27 protein-coding genes and 2 pseudogenes are annotated in these 25066 nt (G+C 69.0%); 11 read left to right on the forward strand and 18 right to left on the reverse strand.

The window, feature by feature from the left end; all coding sequences use genetic code 11:
- The first annotated feature begins 5 nt into the window (after positions 1 to 5).
- Positions 6 to 473: a twin-arginine translocase TatA/TatE family subunit gene (locus tag V9G19_RS13620; RefSeq protein WP_462285946.1), complete on the forward strand. Its 468-nt coding sequence runs from the start codon at positions 6 to 8 to the stop codon at positions 471 to 473.
- Positions 474 to 568: 95 nt separating this feature from the next.
- Here the strand turns inward: V9G19_RS13620 and V9G19_RS13625 are convergent, their stop codons facing one another.
- From V9G19_RS13625 to V9G19_RS13635, 3 genes and pseudogenes are all read right to left on the reverse strand, one after another.
- Entirely contained in the window at positions 569 to 1708 is a 1140-nt protein-coding gene (locus V9G19_RS13625) for an Mrp/NBP35 family ATP-binding protein (protein WP_462285947.1), read from the reverse strand.
- A gap of 9 nt (positions 1709 to 1717) precedes the next feature.
- Positions 1718 to 2335: a DUF1003 domain-containing protein gene (locus V9G19_RS13630; protein ID WP_462285948.1), complete on the reverse strand. Its 618-nt coding sequence runs from the start codon at positions 2333 to 2335 to the stop codon at positions 1718 to 1720.
- Positions 2328 to 3607, reverse strand: a pseudogene (locus tag V9G19_RS13635) (magnesium transporter MgtE N-terminal domain-containing protein). The gene V9G19_RS13630 and the pseudogene V9G19_RS13635 overlap by 8 nt, the downstream one beginning before the upstream one ends.
- Before the next feature lie 109 nt (positions 3608 to 3716).
- Here V9G19_RS13635 and V9G19_RS13640 point away from each other — a divergent pair.
- Positions 3717 to 4460 carry a hypothetical protein gene (locus V9G19_RS13640; RefSeq protein ID WP_462285949.1) on the forward strand — a complete coding sequence of 248 codons (744 nt, stop codon included), beginning with the start codon at positions 3717 to 3719 and terminating at the stop codon, positions 4458 to 4460.
- Here V9G19_RS13640 and V9G19_RS13645 read toward each other — a convergent pair.
- A complete protein-coding gene (locus V9G19_RS13645) occupies positions 4381 to 4914 on the reverse strand; it encodes a hypothetical protein (RefSeq protein ID WP_462285950.1) in 534 nt (177 codons plus the stop codon). The two genes, V9G19_RS13640 and V9G19_RS13645, sit on opposite strands and share 80 nt — an antisense overlap.
- Positions 4915 to 4985: 71 nt before the next feature.
- On the opposite strand from V9G19_RS13645, the gene V9G19_RS13650 reads away from it, so the two are divergent.
- Entirely contained in the window at positions 4986 to 6053 is a 1068-nt protein-coding gene (locus tag V9G19_RS13650; RefSeq protein WP_462285951.1) for an HpcH/HpaI aldolase/citrate lyase family protein, read from the forward strand.
- Complete coding sequence (locus V9G19_RS13655) at positions 6053 to 6916, forward strand: HpcH/HpaI aldolase/citrate lyase family protein (protein WP_462285952.1); 864 nt, start codon at positions 6053 to 6055, stop codon at positions 6914 to 6916. Before V9G19_RS13650 ends, V9G19_RS13655 begins: the two co-directional genes overlap by 1 nt.
- Here V9G19_RS13655 and V9G19_RS13660 read toward each other — a convergent pair.
- From V9G19_RS13660 to V9G19_RS13670, 3 genes are all read right to left on the reverse strand, one after another.
- Positions 6903 to 7418 carry a DUF6891 domain-containing protein gene (locus tag V9G19_RS13660; RefSeq protein WP_462286244.1) on the reverse strand — a complete coding sequence of 172 codons (516 nt, stop codon included), beginning with the start codon at positions 7416 to 7418 and terminating at the stop codon, positions 6903 to 6905. The genes V9G19_RS13655 and V9G19_RS13660 overlap by 14 nt on opposite strands.
- Entirely contained in the window at positions 7408 to 7644 is a 237-nt protein-coding gene (locus tag V9G19_RS13665) for a hypothetical protein (RefSeq protein ID WP_462286265.1), read from the reverse strand. Before V9G19_RS13665 ends, V9G19_RS13660 begins: the two co-directional genes overlap by 11 nt.
- 68 nt (positions 7645 to 7712) lie before the next feature.
- Positions 7713 to 8570, reverse strand: coding sequence for an alpha/beta hydrolase-fold protein (locus tag V9G19_RS13670; RefSeq protein WP_462285953.1), 858 nt, complete (start codon positions 8568 to 8570; stop codon positions 7713 to 7715).
- A 98-nt stretch (positions 8571 to 8668) separates the two neighbouring features.
- Between V9G19_RS13670 and V9G19_RS13675 the strand changes: the two genes are divergently transcribed.
- Both V9G19_RS13675 and V9G19_RS13680 read left to right on the forward strand, forming a co-directional pair.
- Complete coding sequence (locus V9G19_RS13675) at positions 8669 to 9571, forward strand: hypothetical protein (RefSeq protein ID WP_462285954.1); 903 nt, start codon at positions 8669 to 8671, stop codon at positions 9569 to 9571.
- Positions 9568 to 9921, forward strand: coding sequence for a GntR family transcriptional regulator (locus V9G19_RS13680; protein ID WP_462285955.1), 354 nt, complete (start codon positions 9568 to 9570; stop codon positions 9919 to 9921). Before V9G19_RS13675 ends, V9G19_RS13680 begins: the two co-directional genes overlap by 4 nt.
- 15 nt (positions 9922 to 9936) lie before the next feature.
- Here the strand turns inward: V9G19_RS13680 and V9G19_RS13685 are convergent, their stop codons facing one another.
- Entirely contained in the window at positions 9937 to 10773 is an 837-nt protein-coding gene (locus tag V9G19_RS13685; RefSeq protein ID WP_462285956.1) for a serine protein kinase RIO, read from the reverse strand.
- Between the two features lie 311 nt (positions 10774 to 11084).
- On the opposite strand from V9G19_RS13685, the gene V9G19_RS13690 reads away from it, so the two are divergent.
- Entirely contained in the window at positions 11085 to 12038 is a 954-nt protein-coding gene (locus V9G19_RS13690; RefSeq protein WP_462285957.1) for a hypothetical protein, read from the forward strand.
- 72 nt (positions 12039 to 12110) lie between these two features.
- On the opposite strand, the gene V9G19_RS13695 is transcribed toward V9G19_RS13690, so the two are convergent.
- Both V9G19_RS13695 and V9G19_RS13700 read right to left on the reverse strand, forming a co-directional pair.
- A complete protein-coding gene (locus V9G19_RS13695) occupies positions 12111 to 12365 on the reverse strand; it encodes a hypothetical protein (RefSeq protein WP_462285958.1) in 255 nt (84 codons plus the stop codon).
- Positions 12362 to 12583, reverse strand: coding sequence for a hypothetical protein (locus V9G19_RS13700; RefSeq protein ID WP_462285959.1), 222 nt, complete (start codon positions 12581 to 12583; stop codon positions 12362 to 12364). The genes V9G19_RS13695 and V9G19_RS13700 overlap by 4 nt, the downstream gene beginning before the upstream one ends.
- A 248-nt stretch (positions 12584 to 12831) precedes the next feature.
- Here V9G19_RS13700 and V9G19_RS13705 point away from each other — a divergent pair.
- A pseudogene (locus V9G19_RS13705) lies at positions 12832 to 14035 on the forward strand (acyl-CoA dehydrogenase family protein).
- Between the two features lie 16 nt (positions 14036 to 14051).
- Here the strand turns inward: V9G19_RS13705 and V9G19_RS13710 are convergent.
- Positions 14052 to 14204 (reverse strand): hypothetical protein, encoded by a 153-nt coding sequence (locus tag V9G19_RS13710; RefSeq protein WP_462285960.1) that lies wholly within the window; start codon positions 14202 to 14204, stop codon positions 14052 to 14054.
- A gap of 174 nt (positions 14205 to 14378) precedes the next feature.
- On the opposite strand from V9G19_RS13710, the gene V9G19_RS13715 reads away from it, so the two are divergent.
- Both V9G19_RS13715 and V9G19_RS13720 read left to right on the forward strand, forming a co-directional pair.
- Positions 14379 to 16325 (forward strand): potassium transporter Kup, encoded by a 1947-nt coding sequence (locus tag V9G19_RS13715; RefSeq protein WP_462285961.1) that lies wholly within the window; start codon positions 14379 to 14381, stop codon positions 16323 to 16325.
- 70 nt (positions 16326 to 16395) lie between these two features.
- Positions 16396 to 16989: a YflT domain-containing protein gene (locus V9G19_RS13720; RefSeq protein WP_462285962.1), complete on the forward strand. Its 594-nt coding sequence runs from the start codon at positions 16396 to 16398 to the stop codon at positions 16987 to 16989.
- Here V9G19_RS13720 and V9G19_RS13725 read toward each other — a convergent pair.
- From V9G19_RS13725 to V9G19_RS13735, 3 genes are all read right to left on the reverse strand, one after another.
- On the reverse strand, positions 16986 to 18269 hold the full coding sequence (locus V9G19_RS13725) for a DUF2079 domain-containing protein (protein ID WP_462285963.1): 1284 nt from the start codon (positions 18267 to 18269) through the stop codon (positions 16986 to 16988). The genes V9G19_RS13720 and V9G19_RS13725 overlap by 4 nt on opposite strands.
- A 161-nt stretch (positions 18270 to 18430) precedes the next feature.
- Positions 18431 to 19885: an ATP-binding protein gene (locus V9G19_RS13730; protein ID WP_462285964.1), complete on the reverse strand. Its 1455-nt coding sequence runs from the start codon at positions 19883 to 19885 to the stop codon at positions 18431 to 18433.
- Complete coding sequence (locus V9G19_RS13735; protein ID WP_462285965.1) at positions 19882 to 20583, reverse strand: winged helix-turn-helix domain-containing protein; 702 nt, start codon at positions 20581 to 20583, stop codon at positions 19882 to 19884. Before V9G19_RS13735 ends, V9G19_RS13730 begins: the two co-directional genes overlap by 4 nt.
- A gap of 154 nt (positions 20584 to 20737) precedes the next feature.
- Here V9G19_RS13735 and V9G19_RS13740 point away from each other — a divergent pair, with 154 nt between their 5' ends.
- Positions 20738 to 21490: a PIG-L deacetylase family protein gene (locus V9G19_RS13740; RefSeq protein ID WP_462285966.1), complete on the forward strand. Its 753-nt coding sequence runs from the start codon at positions 20738 to 20740 to the stop codon at positions 21488 to 21490.
- Here V9G19_RS13740 and V9G19_RS13745 read toward each other — a convergent pair.
- The 4 genes from V9G19_RS13745 to V9G19_RS13760 all read right to left on the reverse strand — a co-directional run bounded on the left by V9G19_RS13745 (position 21411) and on the right by V9G19_RS13760 (position 25065).
- The gene (locus tag V9G19_RS13745; protein ID WP_462285967.1) at positions 21411 to 22733 is read right to left on the reverse strand and encodes an RNA polymerase sigma factor; all 1323 of its coding nucleotides are present in this window, start codon (positions 22731 to 22733) and stop codon (positions 21411 to 21413) included. The genes V9G19_RS13740 and V9G19_RS13745 overlap by 80 nt on opposite strands.
- Positions 22734 to 22746: 13 nt before the next feature.
- Complete coding sequence (locus tag V9G19_RS13750) at positions 22747 to 22893, reverse strand: YciI family protein (RefSeq protein WP_462285968.1); 147 nt, start codon at positions 22891 to 22893, stop codon at positions 22747 to 22749.
- 109 nt (positions 22894 to 23002) lie between these two features.
- The gene (locus tag V9G19_RS13755) at positions 23003 to 23920 is read right to left on the reverse strand and encodes a carbohydrate ABC transporter permease (RefSeq protein WP_462285969.1); all 918 of its coding nucleotides are present in this window, start codon (positions 23918 to 23920) and stop codon (positions 23003 to 23005) included.
- On the reverse strand, positions 23917 to 25065 hold the full coding sequence (locus tag V9G19_RS13760; protein ID WP_462285970.1) for a carbohydrate ABC transporter permease: 1149 nt from the start codon (positions 25063 to 25065) through the stop codon (positions 23917 to 23919). Before V9G19_RS13760 ends, V9G19_RS13755 begins: the two co-directional genes overlap by 4 nt.
- Between the last annotated feature and the right edge of the window lies 1 nt (position 25066).

Consider the following 25066-nt stretch of genomic DNA (forward strand, 5'->3'; position numbering starts at 1 on the left):
TGTTCATGGATTGGAGCGAGTGGGTGGTGTGCATCGTGCTGGTCCTGGTCATCATCGGCCCGCAGCGGATGCCCGAGTATGCCGCCAAGCTCGCCCGCGGTATCCGCCAACTGCGGCTCATGGCCGACGGCGCGCGCGACCAACTGCGCGAACAGATGGGCCCCGAGTTCGACGACATCAACTGGCGCCAGTACGACCCGCGGCAATACGACCCTCGCAAGATCGTCCGGGACGCCTTGCGCGAGCCGCTCGAACAGGCCTGGTCGCCGGTGGGTCAAGAGATCGGCTCGGTCCGCGACTCCGCCCGTGCCCTGGCCCGCGTCGAAGACCTCCCCGGCCACGCCGGCGGCGCCCCGCCGGAGGACGACGAGGACGACGGGATGGACTTCGCCTCCCCGATGCGCTACGACAGCGGCTACGAGGACGGCGACGACGCCGACTACCAGGTGCCCTACGACCTCGAGGCCACCTGACCCGGGGCGAGGAACCTCTGCTAGCAGCAGTTAGTCGGCCTCCCACTACCTTGCTACCTATTGGCGCGCGAGGAACCTTTGCTAGCAGAAGTTCCTCAGGCTCGGGCGGTGGGGGTCAGGCCGAGGGAACGGCCGGCCAGCCCGCGGGTGCGGCCGGCGAGCTGCGTGGCGATGCCGAGCAAGGCCCTTGCCGCAGGGGTGTCCGGGTTGCCCAGGACAACCGGGGATCCGGCATCGGCACCCTCGCGCAGGGCGACGTCGAGCGGGATCTGGCCGAGCAGCGGCACGTCGGCGCCGGTGAGCGCCGTCAGCGACTCCGCGACCGTGGCGCCGCCGCCGGAGCCGAAGATCTCCTGCCGGCTACCGTCGGGCAGCTCCAGCCAGGACATGTTCTCGACCACTCCGACGATCCGCTGCCGGGTCTGGGTGGCGATCGAGCCGGCGCGTTCGGCGACCTCGGCGGCGGCCGTCTGCGGGGTCGTCACGACGAGGATCTCGGCGTTGGGCAGCAGTTGCGCGATCGAGATCGCGACATCACCCGTGCCGGGCGGCAGGTCGAGCAGCAACACGTCGAGGTCGCCCCAAAAGACGTCGGCGAGGAACTGGTTGAGCGCCCGGTGCAGCATCGGTCCACGCCAGACCACCGGCTGGTTGCCGGGGACGAACATCCCGATCGAGATGACCTTCACCTCGTGCGCGATCGGCGGCAAGATCATGTCGTCGACCTGGGTGGGCTGCCCGGTCACCCCGAGCATCCGCGGGATCGAGAAGCCATAGATGTCCGCGTCAACGACCCCGACCTTCAGGCCCTGAGCGGCCAGGGCGACCGCGAGATTGGCCGTGACCGAGGACTTGCCGACCCCGCCCTTGCCGGAGGCCACGGCATACACCCGAGTGAGCGAGCCCGGCTTGGCAAAGGGCACCTCCTTCTCGGGAGCGCCGCCGCGCAGCTTGGTGCGCAAGGCGGCCCGCTGCTCTTCGCTCATCACCCCGAGCGTCACGTCCACGGACGCAACGCCGGGGACCGCCTGTAGCGCAGCCGTCACATCACGCGTCAGGGTCTCCTTGAGCGGGCAGGCCGCCACGGTGAGCAGGATCGTCACCGCGACCGCCCCGGCGTCATCGATCGTCAACGCGTCGACCATGCCGAGGTCGGTGATCGGCTGGCGAATCTCCGGGTCGTTGACGCGCGCCAAGGCGGCGCGCAGGGCCTGCAGGTCAGGGCGTTCCGTCACCCCGACAGCCTACGGTGTCCCGTCCGCCTTCGCGGATCGCGCGGTCTTGGCCTGCGCCTTCGACGCTTGGGACCGCGCCTTGGCTCGCGCCTTGGCCTTGGCTTTGGCCTTGCGCTTGGCCCTGGCCTTGATCTGGGCCTCCCGGTCGTCGAGTTCCTCCAACAGGTCCCGCAGCTCGCTCCGGATGAAGTCGCGGGTCGCATTGTCGCGCAGCGCGATCCGCAGCGCCGCCACCTCTCGGGTCAGGAACTCGGTGTCGGCGAGGTTGCGTTCGTCGCGGGAGCGATCCTGCTCCAAGGCGACCCGGTCGCGGTCGGCCTGCCGGTTTTGGGCGAGCAGGATCAGCGGCGCGGCATACGACGCCTGCAGGCTCAAGATGAGCGTGAGCAGGGTGTAGTTCAGCGCGCGCGGGTCGAACTGCGCCTCCTTCGGACCCCAGGTGTTCCACGCCAGCCAGAGGGTCACAAAGACCGTCATCCCAAAGATGAACATCGGGGTGCCCATGAACCGGGCAAAGGCCTCGCTCAGCTTGCCGAACGCCTCGGAATCGAGCCCGCTGGGCCGGGTGACCAGCTGGCGGCGCCGCTCGGCGGGCTGGTCGAGCCGAGACGTACGCAGCTCAGGCATGGGTCACCCCATGCCGTTCGTCGCGCCAATCCTCGGGCAGGATGTGGTCGAGCACGTCGTCGACGGTCACCGCTCCGAGCAACCGATTGTTCTCGTCGATGACCGGGAGGGAGACCAGGTTGTAGGTCGCGAACGTGCGCGTGACCCGGCCGAGCGTCGCCCCCACCTTGAGCGGCTCGATGTCCTTGTCCAGGAACTGCCCGACCGAGGCGTGCGGCGGCTCGCGCAGCAGCCGTTGCAGGTGCACCAGCCCGAGATAGCGCCCGGTCGGCGGTCTCGTGCGGTGCCCGGCAGACGAAGACGGTCGTCGCGATCGTCGTCTGCACCTCCTCCCGTCGCACCAGGGCAAGCGCCTCGGCGACGCTCGCCTCCGGGCCGAGGACGATCGGCTCGGTGGTCATCAGGCCGCCGGCGGTGTTCTCGTCATAGCTGAGCAGCCGGCGCAGCGGGGCGGCCTCGTCCGGCTCCATCAAGGTCAGCAGTTCCTCGGCCCGCTCCGGGGGCAGGTCCTTGAGCAGGTCGGCCGCGTCGTCGGGCTCCATCGCCTCCAGGACGTCAGCGGCCCGCTCGAGCGGGATCGAGGTGACGATCTCGACCTGGTCGTCCTCGGGAAGCTCGGCCGATGACATCGGCCAGGCGCTCGTCGTCGAGGGCGGCGACGACCTCGAGCGCGGCGCTTGGGCGCCAGATCGTGGATCGCCTCGGCGAGGTCGGCCGGCTTGAGGTCCTCATACTCCTGCAGCAACCGGGCGGCCGACTGCTGCTCACCGGACTCGTGCAGGCCGCTGACCGTCGTCGATGGGCGCGACGAACGTCGCCCCGCGCCGGGTGCTCCACCGCCCGAGCGCGCTCGCGGCGCGGTGGCTCTCCCGGCAAAACACCTTGGTCACCCACCAATCCCGGTTGCGTTCCCACTCGATGCCGACATCCTCGACGGTCGCCGACACGACGCCGTTGTCGGTCCGCACCTGCACGGGCCGTTCGATGAGTTCGGCGAGCACCAGCGTCTCGGTGGCGCGCTGCTCGAATCGGCGCATGTTGACCAGCCCCGTGGTGATGACCTGGCCGCCGTCGACCGAGGTCACCCGGGTCATCGGCACGAACACCCGCCGCCGCCCGGGAACCTCCACCACCAGGCCGATCACGCGGGCGGCGCCGTTGGCGGGAAAAGACGACGACGACGTCGCGCACCCGGCCGACCTGGTCGCCCAGCGGGTCGAACACACGCAGCTTCGCCAGCCGAGCGACGAAGACGCGGGTGGGGGCACTCACGAGGTCAGGCTAGTGCGCGGCCCAACGAGGGGGCGCATTTCGCTGGCATAAGCCGCTGGAGTGGCGCACACTTGCGGGAAGGTTCCGCATTGAAGGTGGAGGTGTCGCCATGTCCGATCACATCCCAGCCGGTATGCCGGTCCTCTCGGCCGGCAAGCACCCCAACCCGCGTCGGGGGGCCTGCTTCATGGAGTTCGCGTCTTATCTCGCCGGAGAGCGGTGGAGCGACGAGCCCACCTGCACCCACCCCTTGCTCGCGCTGATTGCCCGGCTGGTCAATGACTCCGTCGACGGCGGGCACCGGGCCCGGCTGGTCCCGCTCGTCCCCGACGTCGTCGGGCTGAACTCACCCGATATCGCGCTCGATGCCCTGCTCGCGATGCGGGTCATCGAGGCCGGGCTGCCGATCGCCCCCTTCGAGCGGCAGCGGCTCCTCGCCGCCGGGCTGGTCATCCTGGAGTCGACGCTGCCAACCCTGCCCGACCGGGTGGCCACCGACCTGCGCCGCCGGGTCCCGGCCGCCTTCGCGACGGCGCCCGACATGGAGGCCTGGGGCCGGCGCCACGTCACTCGCGGACAAACCGAGAAGGTGCTGCGGGACAAGACCTTCCCCGGGATTGCCATCAACGGCGTGATCGGTGTCGCTCAGGCCTGCGTGGACGACCCCCAGGACCGGCTGGTCGCCCTGTTGCACGACTGCATCGCCGACGCCCGCGCCTTCGTCGGGGTGGCGCCCCCCGACCCGGACCGGCCCCCCGCGTCGCTACCGCCGATCAACCCCGACGAGGTCGCCGCCCGCGACCGCCGAGATGTCGCGGTCGCCAGCCGGCTGTGGTCCCTCGTGCGGGGGTGACGGGAGCGGCGCCGGACTGCTCGGCATACGAGCCGGGGCCCTGGCGGGGCTGCCCGAACGGCCGCAGCTCATAGATCGTGCCGGACTCTCGCCACCGGGCGAGTTGGTCGTCGGTGGCGTTCAGCCGCTCGGCGGCCAGCGCCGCCGCGGCGGCTTCCCAGCCTGAGTCTTCGGCGGTCACCACCCGCGCGGCGGCATCGACCTGAAGCAGCCGGCCGCCAGAGTCCTTGCTGCGCAGCACCAGCCGCACCTGCTCGGGCAGGTCGGGCAGCTGCTGCTCGCCCGCCCCGGTGACGATCAGGACGGCACCGTCGAGCACGGCATACCAGAGCGCGCGGGAGCGCTCCTCGGTCTCGACCCAGCACACCGACGACTTGGCGAGCGCCTCGGCCAGCAGCGCGGTGACATTCAGCGGTGGCGGGCCCTCGGGCGCTGCCTTCGCTGGCTCGGTCACAGGGCAACTGTGTCACACGTCCCGTCACCCCCGCCCGCCGTCGCGGCAACCGCGCTGCTAGCTTGCCCAATATGCGTAGTGCAAAGGCGTTCTTCGCTCCCTTGGCCGTCGGCGCTCCCGCCCCCGTGCGAGAGGTCCCAGCCCGGCCGAGCCGGATGATCCATTTCTTCGACCCGAGCAACGAGAAGATGGCCGCCAAGGTGCCCAGCCTCGTCGGAACCGTCGATGTGCTCCTCGGCAACCTCGAGGATGCCGTCAAGGCAGACAAGAAGGAGGCGGCCCGGGCGGGCCTTGTCGCGATCGCCCGGTCGACCGACTTCGGCGAGCACACGCAGTTGTGGACTCGGATCAACAGCCTCGACAGCCCGTGGGTGCTCGATGACCTGATCACGCTGGTCACCGAGGTCGGGGACAAGCTCGATGTGATCATGGTGCCCAAGGTGCAAGGCCCCGAGGACATCCACTACGTCGACCGGCTGCTTGCCCAGTTGGAGGCCCGCGCCGGCCTGGAGCGGCCGCTGCTGGTCCACGCCATCTTGGAGACCGCGCGCGGCATGGCCAATGTCGAGGAGATCGCGGCGGCCAGCCCGCGGATGCAGGGCATCTCGCTCGGCCCGGCCGACCTCGCCGCCGACCGCCGGATGAAGACCACCCGGGTCGGGGGCGGCCACCCCGGCTATCTCGTGCGCGAGGACCCCGTCGACGGCAACATCGAGGGCGAGCGCGGGATCTTCCAGCAGGACCTGTGGCACTACACGATCGCGCGAATGGTCGACGCGTGCGCGATGAACGGGATCTTCCCCTACTACGGGCCGTTCGGGGACATCAAGGATGTCGTCGCGTGCGAGGACCAGTTCCGCAACGCCTTCCTCCTCGGCTGCGTCGGCGCGTGGTCGCTGCACCCGGCGCAGATTGCCATCGCCAAGAAGGTGTTTAGCCCCTCGGCGGCCGATGTCGCTCACGCGCGGCGGGTCAAGGAGGCGATGGGCGACGGCACCGGCGCGGTCATGCTCGACGGCAAGATGGAGGACGACGCCTCGCTCAAGCAGTGTCTGGTGATCCTCGCTCTCGCCGACCAGCTCTCCGCCAACGACCCCGAACTCGCCGAACTCTATGCGGCACAAGGAAGTGACGCCTGATGTCCAGCGACTACCGCGCCCGCCGCTCGGCCCTCTATATGCCCAGCTCCAACCAACGGGCACTGGAGAAGGCCAAGACGATCCCGTGCGACGCGCTCATCCTCGACCTGGAGGACGCCGTCGCGCCCGACGCCAAGGACGCGGCCCGCGAGAATGCCTGCGCGGCGGCGAGTTCCGGCGACTACGGGCGACGCGAGATCACCATCCGGGTCAATGGCATCGGCACCGAATGGCACGAGGCCGACATGGAGGCGGCGTGCGCCGCCGCGCCGGACGCCATCGTCGTGCCCAAGGTGAGCTCCGCCAAGGAGGTTAAGACCCTGGTGACGTCGATGACCCGGTTCGGCGCGCCGCAGCAGACCAAGCTGTGGGCGATGATCGAGACGCCCAAGGCGATCTTCAACGCGCGCAAGATCGGCGAGGCCGACGAACGGCTGGTCTGCTTCGTGCTCGGCACCAACGACCTGATCAAAGAACTGCAGGTTCAGCACGTCCCGGGTCGCGCGCCGCTGCTGACGTCGCTGTCGATCGCCGTGCTTGCTGCCCGGCGCGCCGGGATCACCGTGCTGGATGGGGTCTACAACGACGTTAAGGACGCCGACGGCTTCGCCGCCGAGTGCACGCAGGGGCGCCAATTCGGGTTCGACGGCAAGACCCTGATCCACCCCGGCCAGGTCGAGCCGTGCAATGCCGCGTTCGCGCCCAGCGCCGAGGAGGTCGACCAGTCACGGGGCATCGTCGATGCGTGGCGGGCCGGCGGCGGCGGGGGAGTGATCACCTACAACGGCCGGCTGATCGAGCAACTGCACGTCGACATGGCCGAGCGCGTTCTCGCGATCCACGAGGCGATCACCGCCTCCTAGAGTTCAGCTTTCGGTTGGCAACCTTGCGGCGCCAGTCGAGGTCGGTCACCAGGATGCGCGAGCTGGGCTGGCCGTCCCAATCGACGGTGAGACCTTCGGCGCGCAGCAGGCTCACGGCGTCCTCGGCGATGCCGCGGTCGAGGGCGGCCAGGCCGGCGCGGATGCTGTCCTGATCGGCGGTGCGGTCGATCATTCCGGGGCGCTCGAAGCCGCCGTAGGACAGGTCCAGGTCGCTGCCGCCGGGCGCGAGCCGCTCCGCGTCCTGCTCGTGGAAGAAGACATAGCCGCGGGCGGTGTCGGCGCCCTTGCTGTCACCGATCTCGGCGTGCCCGCAGGTGTTGCAGCAGGTGAAGTTCATCCGGGTGACGATCCTGGCCTGCCCCATCGCCTCGAACGCCCGGAACACGGCGGTGGCATCCCCTTCATCGGGCCAGCGGGCATGCTCGGTCCGGATCTCGGCGAGGACCTCGTCCAGGGCGGTTTCGACCTGCTCATCGCTCAGCTCGGCCCAGGCCTCGTCGTTGCGCGACCATCTCGACGACCCGCTCGCGGACCTCCTCCTCGGTGGCGAACCCCGGGCCGAGCAACTCGTGGATCCAGTCCGTGAGACTCTCGTATGCCGAATCCGAACTCCCCGCCCCGGGGCCCGTCGGTCCCCGGCTGCGGACCGGCCAGCAGCCGGCGCCGGGGCGGGCGATGGTCCAGGTGGTGGTGTCTGCCGGCGCCAACGATCGAAGATCCCCATGCCGCCATCTTGGCGCAGATTACTGTCGAACCGGGCGGAGCGAGCGGGCGGTCAGCCGAGCTGGGCGAGCAACCAGTCGAGTTGGGCTCCGGCATGCGAGCGCCAGTATGCCGCCGTGTGATCGCCGTCGTCGAAGGTCACCAGCGCGTGCGGGACGCGTTTGGCGAACGCCTTGTTGGCGGCATAGAAGTAGTCGTCGCGGCCGCAATCGAGGCGGATCGGGATGTGGGCCAGCGCGTTTGCCCGCGTGAAGACGTCGTGGGCGAGGAAGTCCTCGCGGTCGTCGAAGGCGCCGGCAGCGCTCTGGGCCGGGTCGGTCCACAGGGCGGCGCTGGCGGCGACGACGCCGTAGACGAGGTCGGGACCCAGGTCGCTGGCTAGGAGCAGCGCGCCATACCCGCCCATCGAGAAACCGAGGAAGGCGATCTTGGCGGCATCGGGGACCCCGGTGAGTTTGCGGGCAATCGGCACGAAATCCTGGACGACCATGGCGGCGGGATCGACGCCGGGATGTTGCCCGTTGCCGGAGGTCACCGCTCGGCGTTTGTGCCAGTAATAGTCGCCGCCGCTGACCGCGGCCACCGCGAGCCCGGTGCGTTGAACGTGCGCGCCGACGTCGAGCACGTCCATCATCTTGGGTCCGTTGAGGCTGTACCCGTGCAGCGCGATGACCAGGCCGCGGGCGGGCCGATCCGGCCGGACGATCTCATAGGCGATCTGCTCATTGGGCAGGTATGCCGAGGTGATCGTGCCCGTGTCGGTCTGGACCTGCCGGGCCAGGCGCGCGCCCGCGTCACCACCTCCCCGGCACCCGGTGACCGTTCCCCCGACGGCGAGCGTCGCCGCACCCGCGGCGAGCAGGGAACGGCGGCTGAGGCCCGGGGCGTGCGGCCGGCTACCGTGGGGCATTCCTTACCCTAACCCTTGCGGACGAGGGGGTGTTGACGACCGGGGATCGACGCGCTACTTTTGTAGCAGTACAAAATGGCACAAAGGAGATGAGGAGAATGGTCGTCGCGCTTTCCCCAGTCACCGCGGTGGAAATCACGTTTGGTGAGCGGACCGGTCGGATCGTGTTGCTGGCGATCGTCTTCGTTCCCTTTGTGGTTTTCGTCTGGGCGTCCCGAGACCGCCTGGTGGGCAACGAGATCCGTCGGCTGCAGCGCCTCGCCAGTCTCCCCGACGCGGGGGTTGATCAGCCTCTCCTGGTGCAGCGGCTGCGCCAGCGCCAGACCGGCCGGGCCATCGGCGTCACGGTCGCGATGCTCATCATGGGCCTGGCCCTTGTCTGGGCCGACCCAGTCATGCCCTGGATTGTGTTCGCGGCACCCATCGGCGCTGGCCTGGGCACGGTGCTCGGTCAGCTTCGCCCGCTCGCGGCCGGTCCCCGTCCGCGGCTGGCCCAGCTGCGGCGCCGTGAGATCGGCGACTATGTCACCCCGCTCGAGCTTCGACTTCTCGTGGGCGCCTTCGCCACCGTGCCGCTGGCCCTCGCGCTCATCGTCGTGGCGGCGGCCACCGGGTCACCCCCGGTCGGGAGGGTGCTGATCGGCTGCGCGCTGCTCGTCCTGGTCACGGCCGCGGCATGGCTGATTCGGGCTGCCACGGCCCGGGTGCTCGGCTCGTCCGTCGAACTCGGGAGCGTCGTCGGCCTGGAGTGGGAGGAAGTGATCCGCGCCCAGACGCTGCGCGATGTCGTCGGCGCCGCCGCCTGCCTCGCTGCCGGTGGCAGCGCGGGTGTGTTGTGGTGGCTTTCCGGCAACCCGGGGTTCCCGCAGTGGTTCGAGGCCGGCGCGATGGTCCTGGTTGCGTCGGCGCTCGCGCTCGTCCTGGTGCTCGTGCTGGCCGCAACCGCGGACTCGCGCTTTGCCTGGGCGCGCGGGCACGCGCTTGCGGGGCTCGACGGATGATCCTGAGCGTCGACTCGGGGTCGGTTGTGCCGGCATACGAGCAGATTGTTGGGCAGGTCGTGGCGGCGGTGCGCTCGGGCGCACTGCTGCCGGGGACAAAGCTGCCGACCGTGCGTCAGCTCGCCGGCGACCTCGGGTTGGCGACCAACACCGTGGCGCGGGCCTACCGGCAGCTGGAGGGCGAGGGAGTCGTGGCGACGAACCGGCGCAATGGCACGGTCGTCGCCACGCCCCCCTCCGCCCGGGCCGATGAAGAGGTCGCTGCGGCCGCCGTGCTTTTCGTCAAAGCGGCGCAGCGCTCCGGGCTCGGCATCGGGGACGCGATGAGCGTCATCCGCGAGGCGTGGTAGCCCTCACGAGCGGCGTCACCAGCGCGATGTCGCCGCCGCGACGAGGTCGCCGAAGAGCTCTTCCTCGTCCACCTCCAGGCCCTTGCTGACGAACCAGCTGCACAGGTTGTGAACGTCGCGGTGCAAGAAGTCGAAGCCCTGCGGGTTGCCGATGATGTCGACGATCTGTGGCCAGTCGATGAAGACCAGCCGGCCCTCGTGCAGCAGGATGTTGTAGGCCGACAGGTCGCCGTGCGTCCAGCCGTGTAGCGCGAGGCGGGTCAGCACCTCGCGAGACTGCTCGAAGAGATCGGGCAGGTCGTCCCGGTCGGGGCGCGCGCTGGCCAGGCGTGGCGCGGCGACGCCGTCGGTGCCGATGAACTCCATCAGCATCTCGGTGTGCGAGAGCTGGACCGGATAGGGGACCGGCAGGTCCAGGTCCCACAGCGCTTTGAGCGCCTCGAACTCCGCGCCCGCCCACTGCCCGGCGATGACCTCGCGGCCGAAGTCGGTGCGGCGGGCCATGGCGCGCATCTCGCGGGAGCGGCGTACCCGCCGGCCTTCGAGGTAGCCGGCATCGCGGTGGAAGAGGCGGTGCTCGCCGGTGCGGAAGCGTTTGGCGGCCATGATGACGTCGGCGGCCGGCGCGTCTGTGCCGTCGGGCACCCAGCGGCGCACGACGTGGACGTCGGCCTCCTTGCCGGTCTTGAGGACCCCCAGGTCCTGCTCGACGGCACCGAGGTCGGTGATGACCCAGTCGGGCCGGGGTTTGGGCCCGTGTGTGGCGCCGTCCCAGGTGGACCAGCGCTCGCCCTCGGGCGGGGCGTCGGGGAAGCTATCGATCGCGAAGGACGTCGCGTCCGATCGTGGCATTGCGGAACTCCTGACGAGTGGTGTTTTGGGGGCGGGGCAGGTCAAGGCCCAAGACAGTCATGGCCGGCCTCCTTCACTCGTCGGACGTGTTTGCGCGTGCCAGTCAAGCGGAAGGGCGTGGCACGCGCAACCGGTTTTCTCCCTACTCGGGGTAGGTCTGCGAAAAGGTGCGGCGGGACGCACCTTTTCGCAGACCTAACTAACGCGGGACTCGCGTATCCACAAGGTCGTGGCCGCCAGGCCCATCCGCTATCCACAAGGTCGAGCCCGTGGAGTTGCCCACGCGGCCCCGGGCACCGGACCGTAGCCGGGTGACGACCATGCTGCCCACCTCGCGGAAGGAGGAGATCCGGGCGCGTCAGCTGTGGCGCCGCGCGGCCGCGGCGCGGTTGGCAAGCGAGCACGGTGGGGTCGTCGATCGCCGGCAACTCGCGGCGCTCGGGATCACCCGTTTCGAGGTGCGCGGCGAGATAGCGGCCGGCCGCTGGGCGAGCGCGGGGATCCACACCCTGGTCATCGGCGGCTCGGTCGTCGTCGGCTCGGGCAGGCCGACCGGAACCGGCTTGTCCTGGCAGGCGGTCTGGGAGTCTGCGCCAGGAGCGCTGCTCGACGGCGCGTCGGGTTTGGTCGCATCGGGGCTGACCGGTTTCACCCCCACGGTGATCGATGTCAGCGTCCCGCGCGACGCGGTGGTGCATCCGCTCGCCGGCGTGCGGGTCCGCCGCCGCCGGGTACTCGTTGCCACCGCGCACGGGGGCGTACCGCGCACACCTGTAGAGACGGCAACCATCCGGGCAGCCCAGATGGCCGTCAGCGATCGCCAGGCGGCGTTGTTGATTTGCTTGCCGATCCAGCAGCGGCTGACCTCACCCGCGAGACTGCTCGTGGCCTGGCGGCAGGTGCGTCGCTCACCGAACCGGCGCTTCCTCGATGCCGTCGTCCGCGATGTGTGCGACGGGGTTCACTCCCTCGGTGAGCTCGACTTCGCCGGGGAGTGCCGCCGGCGGCGCATCCAGGAACCGGTGCGCCAGAGTGTTCGCCGTGGGCCACACGGGCGGGTGTATCTGACGCCGAGTTCGGTTGTGGCCTGGTCGTCGAGATCGACGGGATCCAGCACCGCGAGGGGCTGGCCGAGGTCGACGATGCGTTGCGCGCCAACGCGGTGTCGATGGAGCGGCACCCGGTCCTGCGGATTCCGGTGCTGGGACTGCGGATCTGTCCAGACGCCTTCATGGACCAGGTGGCGGCGGCAATCGCCGGGCTGACTCGCGGGTAGGTCTGCGAAAAGGTGCGCCCGGTCGCACCTTCTCGCAGACCTACCCGCCGGTCGAGGCCGGTCAGCGGGTCTCGGCGCCCACCAGGCGGCGCCGGCCGCGCAGGGCGACGACGAACGCCAGCCCGGCGGCGGCGATCGGGACGGCGAAGGCCCGGTGCGCACCCGCCGACTCGATCACCTGTCCGCCCAGTCCGGCGCCCACGCCGACCCCGACGAGCATGCCGGTGACGACGATCGTCATGCCTTCGTTCAGCTGGGCGGCCGGGACGAGGCGTTGGCACAGGGTCATCGCGGTGATCAGCGTCGGCGCGATCACCAGGCCCGCGACGAAGCCGTTGATCCCGAGAGCACACCCGGCACGACGAGCAGGGGCAGGAGCATGACGAAGAGCGCGAACGTGTATACCGTCATCCGCGGGGCGATGCCGCCCACCGCCGGGACGAGCCCGAACGCGAGGCCGTAGGCGCTGACGAAGAAGTGGCTCGCGCGCGGCATGACCTGCAACACGGCATACGGGGAGAAGAGTCGGCGCACGATGCTCGATTCTCGGTCGCCGACCCCGGCGCCGTCGAATCCGTTGATCGGCGGATCGGCGCCGCTACACCACGACGACGACGGCTCGATCGCAGCCCCGGCACGTCGTCAGCGCCGCTGACGTCGCGAACTGACTCGGCGGGGGCGCGTGGGAGGCCTCACACGCCCGGGGCTGGGCTGAGAGTGCCCGCGAGCGGCATACTGCCAACGAGGCCTTCTCAACCCCAACGCAAGGTGGCGATCGACGTATGTCCCGGCTGCAGACGACTGAAAACCTCACCGAGGAGCAGCGGGAGCTGCTGAAATTGGTGCGGGAGTTCGTCAACGAGCAGATCATCCCGGTCGCCACCGAGTTGGAGCACAAGGACGAATACCCACAGGCGATCGTCGACCAGATGAAGGAGCTGGGGATCTTCGGGCTGATGATCCCCGAGGAGTACGGCGGGCTGGGCGAGTCGCTGCTGACCTATGCCCTGACGGTCGAGGAGATCGCCCGCGGCTGGATGTCGGTCTCCGGCATCATCAACACCCACTTCATCGTCGCCTACATGCTGCTGCACCACGGCACCGAGGAGCAGAAGCAGCGCTACCTGCCCAAGATGGCCGACCGGCGAGATCCGCGGGGCGTTCTCGATGTCCGAGCCGGCGCTCGGCTCCGACGTCGCGGCCATCAAGACCAAGGCCGTGCGCCAGGGCGAATCCGACGACTGGGTGATCACCGGCCAAAAGATGTGGCTGACCAACGGCGGCTCCAGCAATCTGGTCGCGGTGCTCGTCAAGACCGACCTCGGCCACTCCAGCGTCTACAAGAACATGACGACCTTCCTGATCGACAAGGAGTCCGGCTTCGGCGAGACCGCCCAGGGCGTCATCGTCCCCGGCAAGATCGAGAAGATGGGCTACAAGGGCGTCGACACCACCGAACTCGTCCTCGACAACCACAAGTCGAGCACGGCCCAGATCCTCGGCGGCGAGCCGGGCAAGGGTTTCTACCAGATGATGGACGGCGTCGAGGTCGGCCGAGTCAACGTCGCCGCCCGCGCCTGCGGGGTCTCGCTGCGTGCGTTCGAACTCGGCATCGCCTACTCCCAGCAGCGCGAGACCTTCGGCAAGAAGATCGCCGACCACCAAGGCATCCTGTTCCGCCTCGCCGACATGGCAACCAAGGTCGAGGCCAGCCACCAGATGATGGTCAAGGCCGCCCGGCTGAAGGACTCCGGCGCCCGCAACGACCTCGAGGCCGGTATGGCGAAGTATCTCGCCGCCGAGAACTGCGCCGACGTCGTCGAGCAGTCCTTCCGGATCCACGGCGGCTACGGCTACTCCAAGGAGTACGAGATCGAGCGCCTCTACCGCGAGGCGCCGATGCTGCTGATCGGCGAGGGCACCGCCGAGATCCAGAAGATGATCATCGGCCGGCGGCTGCTGGAGGATTACAAGCTGCGCGGCTGAGCCCGGATGCGGTTCGTCAGTCGCGGTGACCGGTGTTCCGTGCGGGTTTCGGCGGCGTCTTGGGCAGCACGACGACCGCGCTGCCGCCGCGGGCGGGGTAGGCCCTGATCGCCTTCGCCAGCTCGAGGTCGGCGGCGCTGGGGCGGAGACTGCGGAGGAACTTTCGCATGCCTCCAGGGTTACGCATCCATGATCCATACGTCCAATGACTAGGTGATCTAGTAATGATGCCGCTCACGCATCATTAACCGGGTACGCGGCGCGTTGGAGTGACTCAATGACGCGCGTCCCAACCGCCGGGCGCTGCACGCGAGCCGACGGGAGCGGCATACGATCACGACTTGTGACGACCACCGCGCCCAGCGTTGCGACGGAACCCGCACACGAGGGCGGCCACGGCGCAATCGGCGTGCTCATGCTGGCCGCGCTCGGCGTCGTCTTCGGCGACATCGGGACCAGTCCGCTGTATGCGATGCAGACTGTCTTCACGATCGACGACGGCTTCGTCAAACCGACCTCGGAGGACGTCTACGGCGTGATCTCGATGGTCTTCTGGGCGATCACGCTAATCGTCTCGATCAAGCAGCTGATGTTCATCCTCAAGGCCGACAACGACGGCGAGGGCGGCATCCTCTCCCTCGCCTATCTCACCCGCCACTACGTGCCCAAAAACAGCCGCCGCTACGGCCTGGTCATGGTCCTCGGGGTCTTCGGCGCCTCGCTCTTCTTCGGCGACAGCCTGATCACCCCGGCGATCTCCGTGCTGTCGGCCGTCGAGGGCCTGAAGGTCTCCGCGCCCGGGCTGGAACACGTCATCTTGCCCATCGGGGTCACCATCATCACCGCGCTCTTCGCCGTGCAGCGCTTCGGAACCCATCTGGTCGGCCGCTTCTTCGGCCCGGTCATGGTGCTGTGGTTCCTCACCCTCGCCGCGCTCGGCATCCCGCACATCGTCGCCGACCCGGCCGTCCTCGGCGCGCTCTCCCCGCACCACGCGTTCGGGTTCGCCTTCCGTCACCCCTATATCGCCTTCATCGCCATGGGCGCGGTCGTCCTATCGGTCACCGGCGCCGAGGCGCTGTATGCCGACATGGGCCACTTCGGTCGCAAACCGATCGTCCGCGCGTGGTTCTTCCTCGTCTTCCCGTGCCTGACGTTGAACTATCTCGGCCAGGCGCAGCAGATCCTCCACCACCCGGAAACGGCGACCTCGCCGTTCTTCCATCTCGCCCCGGACGCGCTGCAACTGCCGCTGGTCGTGCTCGCGACGCTGGCGACGATCATCGCCAGCCAGGCGGTCATCTCCGGCGCGTATTCGGTGGCCAGCCAGGCGCAGCGGCTGGGCTACCTGCCGCGGCTGACCGTGCGGCATACCTCCGAGCATGGCGGGCAGATCTATATCCCGTCGGTCAACTGGCTGCTCTTCGGGGGCGTGCTGCTGCTCATGCTCGCCTTCCGCGCCTCGGAGAAGCTGGCCACGGCATATGGCGTCGCGGTCACCCTCGATCTGATGCTCACCACCGGCTTGTTCTGCGTGTATGCCGCCGCCCGGCACAAGTGGCCGATGTGGAAGGTCGCGGCGTTTGCCGTCGTCTTCGGGGTCATTGAGTTCAACTTCTTCGCCGGCAACGCGGCCAAGGTCCTCCACGGGGGCTGGCTGCCGCTGCTCGTCGCGGCGACGCTGGTGCTGGTGATGATGACCTGGCGCCGCGGACGCACTCTGGTCACGGCACGCCGGACCAAGCTTGAGGGCGACCTGCAGACCTTCTTGGTCGACGTGCGCGAGAGCCTGCGTGGTGACCCGTCGACCCACGAGTATCTCACCCGCGTCCCCGGCACCGCCGTCTTCCTCCACCCCACCAAGGTCACGACGCCGCTGGCGTTGCGGGAGAACGTGAACTTCAACAAGGTGCTGCACCGAGAGGTCGTCATCGTCAGCGCCAATGTCCGCAACGTCCCGCACGTCGCGCTTGCTGAGCGGGTCAGCGTCGACCATCTTGGCGACGAACTCGACGGGATGACCCATGTCGGCATCGACTTCGGGTTCCAGGACGACCAGGACGTGCCCGCCATGCTGGCGCTGGCCCGAGACCGCGGGCTCAAGGCGGACGTCTCCGATCCCGTGTACTTCGTCTCCAAGATCACCGTCCACCGCTCCGACCGGCCCGGTATGGCCGGCTGGCGCAAACGCCTCTTCGTCGGCCTGGCGCACAATGCCGCCTCCCCGACGGAGTACTTCCGCCTGCCGATCGGCCAGGTTGTCGTCATGGGCGCGCAGGTGCGGTTCTGAGGCCTTGCCGTTGAGCGTCTGCCGGGGTGCCGTCCAGCAAATATCCAGCCAGCATTGAGACAATGAGGCCATGACGACGCAACCGATGGGCGCCCGCGGTCCGATGGGGCAGGCGGCGTTCAAACTCAACTACCCGATGTCGCTCGGGGTCTACGACAGCTATGGCGAGGCCCAGAAGGCGGTCGACTACCTTTCCGACAACGACTTTCCCGTCCAGAACGTCTTGATCGTCGGAACCGACCTCAAGCAGGTCGAGCGGGTGACCGGGCGGCTCACCCGCGCCCGGGTCGCCCTCGGTGGCGCCCTGTCCGGCGCCTGGCTCGGTGCCTTCGTCGGGCTGATCTTCTCGATGTTCGAAGACGGTGAGACGCTCATCCGGATCCTCAGCACGGTTGTCTTCGGTGCGCTGTTCGGCCTGGTCTGGGCGCTGATCGGCTATGCGATGACCAAGGGCCAGCGCGACTTCACCTCGGTCAGCCAGGTCGTGGCCACCCGGTATGAGGTGCTCACCGAGCACAACCTGATCGCCCAGGCGCGGGAGCTGCTCACCCGGATGGACCCGATGAAGGCCGCTCAGGCCCAGGTCGCCGAGGCCCAAGCCCGGGCGTATGCCGAAGCGCAAGCCGCGCAGCAGAATCCGCCGCAGCAGTCCGCCGGAGGTTAGCGCGCTGGGGCGATGAGCGCGATCCCGGCTCGTGTCCAGGCCACCCGACCGGTGGCGGGTGCGGTCGCCAGCTGGGCCCGCATCCACTGCGGGTTCACGGTTTCGGAGCGCAGGTCCAGCAGCAGCCAGGTGGTTGTTGGCACCTCGGCGATCCGAGCCGGCGGCGGAAGCAGTCTGGCCCGCAAGCGGGGCACGGTATGCGGCGCCAGCCTCGACTCGGTGAGCACCGCTGCGCCGGCGGGTGCCCGCTCGATCGCGGCACGGACCGCTTCGAGCCTCGCTGTTGGGTTTCTGGGGCCCGTGAACGCACCGGCGAGCGGGCCGGTCATCACGACCGTCGTGGCGCACACGCCGACAAGCACCAAGGCACGCGTGCAGGTGGGCGACCACTGGCTCCCCCGGATCCGGCGCCAGCCGTCGAGCGCCGCGAAGGCAAGGGCAACCTCGGCCAGCATCGTGTAGTGGAATTCCAGACCCCAATAGTGCGAGTTGTCGGCCGCGTACCGAGTCAGTGCCGGGAGGGCGAACGCGGCGATGAGCGGTGAGCGCAGCCCCAGGAACCCGGTGCCGCACAACAGGATCAACGTCGTCGTCGCGCCGCGCCCGTCGCTGACCAGGCTTGTCCATAGCGAGCCGAGCGGCGACTGCGTGGTGTGCCGGTAGCCGTAGACGTGCCCGGGGTGGAGAGCGGGAAGTACCGCGCCGACGACCACGACGAGCCAGGTGAGGGCGGCGGCGGCCAGGCAGATCGCGGGCGCCCACCGGCGACGCGCAGCGAGCGCGATGGCGATGCTGAGCGCGAGGAACGGCATGTCCTCCTTGACGAGCAGGAGCGTCCCGGCCCAGGCCGCGCAGCGCCACCAGCGCCCCGAAAGATAGGCATCCAAAGCCAGGGCGAGGAGTGGTAGTCCGAGCCCGACCTCGTGGAAGTCGAAGAGCAGACCGCTTTGCATACCGGGGCTGACCGCCAGAGCCAGCCCGGTCAGGGCGCCGGCCGGGTGGCGCGCGATGCGGACGCCGGCGCGGGCGGTCACGGCCACGCTGGCGCCGCCGCAGATGGCCTGAATGATGAGCAGGCACCGCGGATCGGGCCAGATCTTCCACGGCAGCGCCAGCACGGCGATCAGCGGGTGGAAGTGATCGCCCCAGATCAGGAAGCCCTTGATCTCGCTGACCGGCGCCTCGCCCCGAGACAGGTGGTCGATCGCCGGGCCGAAGATCGCCAGGTCCATACCGGTCAGCAGATTGGTATGCCGCGCGAGGGCGGCCGCGGCATACACCAGCGTCGTCAGCGCGCCGAGCGCGAACGGGATCCCCAGTATGCGCGCGGTAGCGGTTGGTTGTTTCGACGCGGAACGGTTTTCGAAGTCGCCAGGACAAGGAGTCCGGAGCGTGCTGACGCCATCCCTCCACGGTGCGGCGTGAGTGTTCTTGCTCGGCTTCAGGATTGCAGCGGCTCGTCGTCAAGTGCGTTGCGGGGGAGAGCGATCCGGAAGTGGGCAGGTTGCGGATCGATGATGGCGATGTCACCGCCGTGCAGCCGCACGCATTCGCGGGCGATCGTCAGGCCAAGGCCATTCCTTTGCCTGGCGCGGGAGTCGTCGCCGCGTGCGAAGCGGTCGAACGCGACGGCGGCGAAGTCGTCGGGCAGACCCGGCCCGGAGTCGTCGATGTCGATGAGCACCTGCTCGGCGGCGGTGCCGTCCACGCGGACGTTGATGGGCGGCCTCCCGTGGAGTTCGGCATTCTGGAGGAGGTTGCCGAGGGCGCCGCCGAGCATGCGTGGATCGGCGCGGAGGGTGACGTTGCCGAAGGTGCGTAGCTGCAGATCGCCAGCCACGGCGACGTCGCCAGCCACGGCACGCACAATTCCCGCGAGGTCGACGGTGTCGGTGAGGAGTTCTGCCCTGCCGGAGTCCAATCGGTCCAGTTCGAGCAGTGCCTCGCTGAGTCCGGTCAAGCGGCGCAGCGCCGCCACCAGTCGAGCGATCGCGTCGTCGTCGGGTGCACGGGCCGCCAACGTGGAGGCCGTGGCGAGCAGGGTCGCGGTGGGTGTGCGCAGTTCATGGGCGGCGTCGGCGGCGAATCGCCGATGGCGGGCATCGCTGGCACGCAGGTCCGCGATCAGCTCGTTCAGCCGCCCCGCCATTGTGTTGAACGAGGCGGCCATGGCCTTGAGTTCGGGCGGCCCGGTGACCGGCACGCGCGCGGTGAGATCACCACCGGAGAGGGCTTCGGCGGCCCGGCCCGCAGCGCGGACCGGGCGTTCGATGCGACCGGCGACGACCCAGGCCACGAGCGCACCGAGGATCACCCCCGGGAGGGCGGCGGCCCCCAACCACCGTAGCGCCTCGCGAACCGGGCGCAGCGCCGCGTCGAGATCGACACTGGTCAGCGCGACGAACTGCCGGGCCTCGGGCTCGGCCGCGACCTTGAAGTAGCGCGCGGTGAGACGCAACGTGTGGCCGCCGACCCGCCTGTCCCACTGGACGATTTCTCCCATGGGTTCATTGGTCGGTCCCGCGATCTCCAGGGCCTCGTGCAGGTCAAGCCCGTCGGGCAGGGAATTCGAGCCCGCGCTCACATAGCCGGGAATATTGCCGTAACCGAGCGTCCCCGCAAACGTGCTGACGCTGTCGGTGCGGGCCACCACGATCGTGCTGCCGCTAAGGAGCCACCGGGGCAGCTCGTCGGTGAGTCCGTCCCCGCGTTGCCAATGCGTGAGCCTCGCGGCGATGGCATCGATATCGGTGTCCTGCAGGCGTGCGGCCTCGGTGGCGCTGATGCGGGCATTCGCCTCGCGGGTTGCCGCGGCATAGGCGAGCAGACTTACGGCAGTCAGGGCGAGGGCGAGGATGGCGGTGATCATCAGCGTCAGGCGTACCCGCAGACTCATGTGCGTTCCAGCCGGTAGCCGATGCCCCGCACGGTGACCAGCCACTCCGGGTGCGCGGGATCCGCCTCGATCTTGGTCCGCAGCCGTTGCACGCAGGCGTCGACCAGGCGACCGTCGCCGGCATACCCATAGCTCCACACCCGCTCCAAGAGCACCGGCCGGCTGAGCGCCTGCCCCCGATGGTGGGCGAATTCGACGAGCAGCCGTAGCTCGGTGGGAGTCAACGGGATTGGTTGGCCGTCCCGGGTCGCCTGCATGGCACTCTCGTCCAGGAGCACGGTGCCGATGCGATGCGCCGCCGCGGGAGTGGGTGCGATCGCGTCCGAGGTGGGCGCGATATCGCCGGTGCGTCGCAGCACCGCCTTAATCCGGGCATCGAGCACGCGCGGCTCGACCGGCTTGGTGACGTAGTCGTCGGCCCCGCATTCCAGGCCGACCTCGATATCGATCGGGTCGCCGCGGGCGGTGACCATGATGATCGGGACGCTGCTGTGGTGGCGGACGCGGCGGCATACCTCAAAGCCGTCGAATCCGGGCAGCATCACGTCGAGCACGATCACCTCGATGCCCGTGAGCGCGTGCTCGGCCGCGGCCGGCCCGTCGCCGACCGCGGTTACGGTGTGGCCGAGGGCCGACAGTGCCAGGGACATTGCCGCCTGTAGATCGGCGTCGTCCTCGACCAGCAGCACCCGACTCACCGGTTCAGCATGTCAGGGCGATGTCCTGGCCGTGTTGTGGTTCTGTCACGATCGAGCGAGGCATGGCCACCCGGACGTAGCACTCTCGGGGAATCCCGACGGTCGGCAGGGCGAGTCCCGGGCGGTGCCCTGACGCGGGGATAGCCTGGGTCGCATGAGCCAGCCAGCCAGGACGCAGCCCGAGCCTGCCCCGCTGGAGACCTTCCCGGACGACATCGACAGCGTGCTATGTGTTGTCGCCCACCCCGACGACCTCGAATACGGCACGTCGGCTGCGGTCGCGGCCTGGACGTCCACCGGAAAACGGGTCGCCTATTGGCTCGCCACTCGGGGCGAAGCCGGGATCGACACGATGGCCCCCGCGGAGGCCGCTCACGTGCGGGCGGCCGAGCAGCGTGCCGCCTGCGCGGCGGTCGGCGTCGAGGACCTCACCTTCGGCGCGCATCCCGACGGGGTGGTGGAATACGGCCTGGCCTTGCGCCGGGACATCGCCCGCGAGATCCGCCGCCACCGTCCGGACCTCGTCCTGACCCTCGCCTACCACGAGCGGTTTGCCGGGGGCATGCTCAACCAGGCCGACCACCGGGCCGTCGGCCTGGCGTGCGTCGACGCGCTGGCAGACGCCGGCAACCGCTGGGTCTTCCCCGAATTGATCGACGACGGCTTCGAGCCGTGGTCCGTGCCCTGGCTGGCCATTGCGGCAGCGGAGCAGCCGACGCACTACGTCGAGGTGGCCGACGCTGTCGAGGCGGGCATCGCCTCGCTGGAAGCGCATGCGGCCTACAACTCCGCACTCCCGCAGAGCTTTCCGCGACCGCGGGACCTGGTCACCTCGATCCTGAGTGCCGGCGGACAGGCCGCCGGCGTGGAGTTTGCCGCAGCCTTCGAATGCATCCGGCGCGGCTGAGCACGCGTGAGGTCAGCTCTGCGACCACGCGGCGAGTCGCTGCTCGAGGTGGTGGCGCGCCGGCGGATCGTGGGTGAGCGAGATGCCCTTCGCCAGGGCGGCCTTGGCCGCGTTGAGGTCGCCGAACGTGGCAAGCAGGTGGGCCCGGGTGACCCAGGCCGGCTGGTAAGCGGTCTGCCGTTCCGGCGAGGGTGTCGAGCACGGTGAGGCCGGCTGCCGCTCCTTCCACCTCACCGGTGACAGCGGCCAGGGCGGTCACGGCTGCGAGGGTGGGGGCGATGCCGGCGAGGGTGCGATGCAGCTCCAGCAGGAGGCCCGGGTCGGGCGCCGCGCCGTCGACGCGGCGGCAATGCAGTGCCTGGATGGCGGCCTCCAGCTGGAAGCGGCCCAGCTGTCCGCGTCCGCTGGCGGTGGCCAGGTGAGCGCGCCCGCGGGCGATCAGCGCCGCGTCCCACTGGGATGGATCCTGCTGCGCCAGCGGCACAAACCGCCCGTCGGGGTCGAGCCGTGCCGGACTGCGCGCCGCCGAAAAGCTCACCAGCGCCGCGAGCCCGCGCACCTCCGCATCCTGCGGCAATACCTGGGCGAGGACCTCGGCGAGCTGCCACCCCTCGGGCGGGCGCTCGCGGGGCAGCGGCCCAGTCGACCACTCGATGGTGTATGCCGCATAGACCGCTTCCTGCAGCGCGTCCAGTCGCCGGGGGAGGTCGGTGCGATCGGGGATGCGGAAGGGGATCCGGGCCGCCTTGATCCGGGCCTTGGCGCGGGTCAGGCGAGTGGACATCGTCGGTGCGGGAACGGCATACGCACGCGCGATCTGTGCGGCGGTGAAACCGAGAACCGTGTTGAGCATCAACGGCGTCCGGTCGGCGAGCGCAATGGCTGGGTGGGCGCAGACGAGCATCAGCTCCAGCCGGCGGTCGGGGATCGCGTCGGGATCGATCTCCTCCAGAATGCTCGGCAGGTCGGGCGCGGACGGCTCGAGGACCTGTGTGCGCGTGGCTTCGGCGGACTTCCATTGATCGCGCAGCCGGTTGCGGGCGACGGTGAGCAGCCACGCGTCCGGATTGGCCGGTATGCCGCTGTGCGGCCAGCTCGTCAGCGCGCGTTCGAACGCGTCGCCGAGCGCGTCCTCGGCGGCCGCGATGTCGTTGGTCACGGCGCTGAGCAGAGCGAGCAGACGGCCATAGCCGGCGCGGGCCCGCTCAGCAGCGAGGGCCCGCACCGGCTGCGGCGTCGTCATCGCGCCCGCATGCTCAGCGCGACCAGGCGCCGTCGACATAGGAGGTCGCGGCCGGGCGGACCTCGATCACGCCCCACGCCGCGGCCGGGCACTTTTCCGCCCAGCCGAGCGCCGCGTCGAGGTCCGGCACGTCGACGACGAAGACGCCGCGGCCGGACACCCCCATGACGATCGACGAGGCCGCGATTCGTCACCCGAACCGAGAAACATGACAACGGGCCCGCCCCCAGGAGGAAGGAGGCGGGCCCGGCATTTGGCCGGTGGAGCGGTCAGCCCTTGACCGCGCCCGAGGTGAGGCCGCGGACGAAGAAGCGCTGCAGGCCGAAGAAGACCACCATCGGCAACACCATCGAGATGAAGGCGCCGGCGGTGAGCAACTCCTGGCCCTGGCCCTGGGTGCCGAGCAACTGTTGCAGCTTGACGATCACCGTGGCGTTGGTGTCGCTCAGGAACAGCGTCGCGATCAGCAGGTCGTTCCACACCCACAGGAACTGCAGCGTCGCGAAAGCCGCCATCGCCGGCATGGCCATCGGGGCGACCAACTTCCAGAACGTCTGGAAGTGGGTGGCGCCGTCGATCTTGGCCGACTCCACCACGCTATACGGCAGCGTCGACATGTAGTTGCGCAACGTATAGATGCAGAGCGGCATACCGAATCCGGTGTGTAACAACCAGACCGCGATGTATTGCCCCGAGATCCCCAGGCCGCGTGGGCCGAGCATGTCGAGCATCGGCTGGAAGGCCACCTGGATCGGCACGACCATCACCGCGACGATCGCGATGAACAGCAGGTCCTTGCCGGGGAAGTCCATGAACGTGAACGCGTATGCCGCGAACGCGGCGAACATGATCGGCAAGATCGTCGCCGGGATGGCGACGACCAGACCGTTGAGGAAGGCATTGCCGAGGTCGGACTTCTCGAACACCTGGCGGTAGTTGTCGAAGGTCCAGCTGGTGCCGAACGGGTTGAACACGGCGTGCCACCAGCCGGAGGACTGGGCGTCGTCCCGGCTGCGGAAGGAGGTGACGAGCAGCCCGATCGTCGGCAAGGTCCAGATGATGCACAACAGCACCATCGAGACGATGGAGAACGTGCTGCGGGGGCGGCCGTCCTTCATCAACTTGCGGTTGCGGTAGGGCTTGGCGTCGGAAACGACGGGAGCCGGAGTCATGGCGGTGGAACTCATCGGTTCAGCTGCTCCTCACGGAAGGTCTTGACCTGGTACCAGAGGATCGGCATGACGGCGATGAGCAGCACGACGACGATCGCCGAGGCCAGGCCGGCCTGGCTGTTGGCGAACATCTGCTTGAAGAACAGGTTCGCGATCACATCGCTGTTGTCCCGGCCATTGGTCAGGACGTAGACGATGTCGAAGACCTTCATCACGAGGATGACCACGGTGATGAAGACGGTGATGATCGTGCCGCGGATCTGCGGGAGCACGACCTTCCAGAAGATCTGGAACTCGTTGGCGCCGTCGATGCGGGCCGCCTCCAGGGTGTCTTCGGGCACGCCCTTGATCGCCGAGGAGAGCAGGATCATCGAAAAGCCGGCTTGCAGCCAGATGAGGATGACCATCATCAGCAGCGAGTTGAGCTTCCCGTTGTCGATCTGCAGCCAGGTCTTCGGCTCGACCCCGAACTTGGTGACGATCGCGTTCAGCAAACCGGTCTGCGACTGGGTCTTGTCGTTGTAGGCGTAGACGAGGTTCCAGATCGCCGAAGCGCCGACGAAGCTGATCGCCATCGGCAAGAAGATGACCGACTTCGCCGTCTTCTCGCCCTGGGCCGACAACTTGTCGGCCAGGACGGCGACGATGACGCCGATGGCGACGGTGATCGCCGGGACGATCGCCAGCCACAGGACGTTGTTGACGATCGCGCTCCAAAACTCCGAGGACTTAAAGATCGACCGGTAGTTGTCCAGGCCGACGTATGCCGTGGAGTCCCGGTTGGCGAAGGAGTAGTTGATCGTCTGCACGGTCGGGTAGATGAGCATCAACGCGATCAGCCCGAAGCCCGGCAGCAGGAAGGCGTAGGGCATGACGCCTTGAGAGAGCCGGTTGGGCAGTCCCTCGACGAACATGTTGACGAAGTAGAAGAGCAGGGCGGCCCCGCCGACGCCCGCGACGAGAGCGATCAGCCCCATCAGGATCTTGTTGTCGAAGTACCACTCGGGGTAGTACCCGATCGAGAGGAAGAGGTTGCCGAGGGCCCACGCGGTCACGACCACGCCGAGCAGGCCGATGGCGACCTTGGCGATGTTGGCGCCCGAGTTGGGCGTTGCCGGCTCCTTGGAGGCCACCGGCACGGTGTCTACTGCGCTCGCCATG

It is taken from the genome of Nostocoides sp. (genome assembly GCF_037045025.1).
GTDB lineage: Bacteria > Actinomycetota > Actinomycetes > Actinomycetales > Dermatophilaceae > Nostocoides_A.

What these genes read in the sequence shown, in the direction of transcription:
- V9G19_RS13620 (WP_462285946.1), top strand. Translation starts at nt 6, where the DNA reads ATGGATTGGAGCGAGTGGGTGGTGTGCATCGTGCTGGTCCTGGTCATC.
- V9G19_RS13630 (WP_462285948.1), bottom strand. Translation starts at nt 2,335, where the DNA reads ATGCCTGAGCTGCGTACGTCTCGGCTCGACCAGCCCGCCGAGCGGCGC.
- V9G19_RS13640 (WP_462285949.1), top strand. Translation starts at nt 3,717, where the DNA reads ATGTCCGATCACATCCCAGCCGGTATGCCGGTCCTCTCGGCCGGCAAG.
- V9G19_RS13650 (WP_462285951.1), top strand. Translation starts at nt 4,986, where the DNA reads ATGCGTAGTGCAAAGGCGTTCTTCGCTCCCTTGGCCGTCGGCGCTCCC.
- V9G19_RS13655 (WP_462285952.1), top strand. Translation starts at nt 6,053, where the DNA reads ATGTCCAGCGACTACCGCGCCCGCCGCTCGGCCCTCTATATGCCCAGC.
- V9G19_RS13670 (WP_462285953.1), bottom strand. Translation starts at nt 8,570, where the DNA reads ATGCCCCACGGTAGCCGGCCGCACGCCCCGGGCCTCAGCCGCCGTTCC.
- V9G19_RS13675 (WP_462285954.1), top strand. Translation starts at nt 8,669, where the DNA reads ATGGTCGTCGCGCTTTCCCCAGTCACCGCGGTGGAAATCACGTTTGGT.
- V9G19_RS13680 (WP_462285955.1), top strand. Translation starts at nt 9,568, where the DNA reads ATGATCCTGAGCGTCGACTCGGGGTCGGTTGTGCCGGCATACGAGCAG.
- V9G19_RS13685 (WP_462285956.1), bottom strand. Translation starts at nt 10,773, where the DNA reads ATGCCACGATCGGACGCGACGTCCTTCGCGATCGATAGCTTCCCCGAC.
- V9G19_RS13710 (WP_462285960.1), bottom strand. Translation starts at nt 14,204, where the DNA reads ATGCGAAAGTTCCTCCGCAGTCTCCGCCCCAGCGCCGCCGACCTCGAG.
- V9G19_RS13720 (WP_462285962.1), top strand. Translation starts at nt 16,396, where the DNA reads ATGACGACGCAACCGATGGGCGCCCGCGGTCCGATGGGGCAGGCGGCG.
- V9G19_RS13730 (WP_462285964.1), bottom strand. Translation starts at nt 19,885, where the DNA reads ATGAGTCTGCGGGTACGCCTGACGCTGATGATCACCGCCATCCTCGCC.
- V9G19_RS13740 (WP_462285966.1), top strand. Translation starts at nt 20,738, where the DNA reads ATGAGCCAGCCAGCCAGGACGCAGCCCGAGCCTGCCCCGCTGGAGACC.
- V9G19_RS13745 (WP_462285967.1), bottom strand. Translation starts at nt 22,733, where the DNA reads ATGACGACGCCGCAGCCGGTGCGGGCCCTCGCTGCTGAGCGGGCCCGC.
- V9G19_RS13755 (WP_462285969.1), bottom strand. Translation starts at nt 23,920, where the DNA reads ATGAGTTCCACCGCCATGACTCCGGCTCCCGTCGTTTCCGACGCCAAG.
- V9G19_RS13760 (WP_462285970.1), bottom strand. Translation starts at nt 25,065, where the DNA reads ATGGCGAGCGCAGTAGACACCGTGCCGGTGGCCTCCAAGGAGCCGGCA.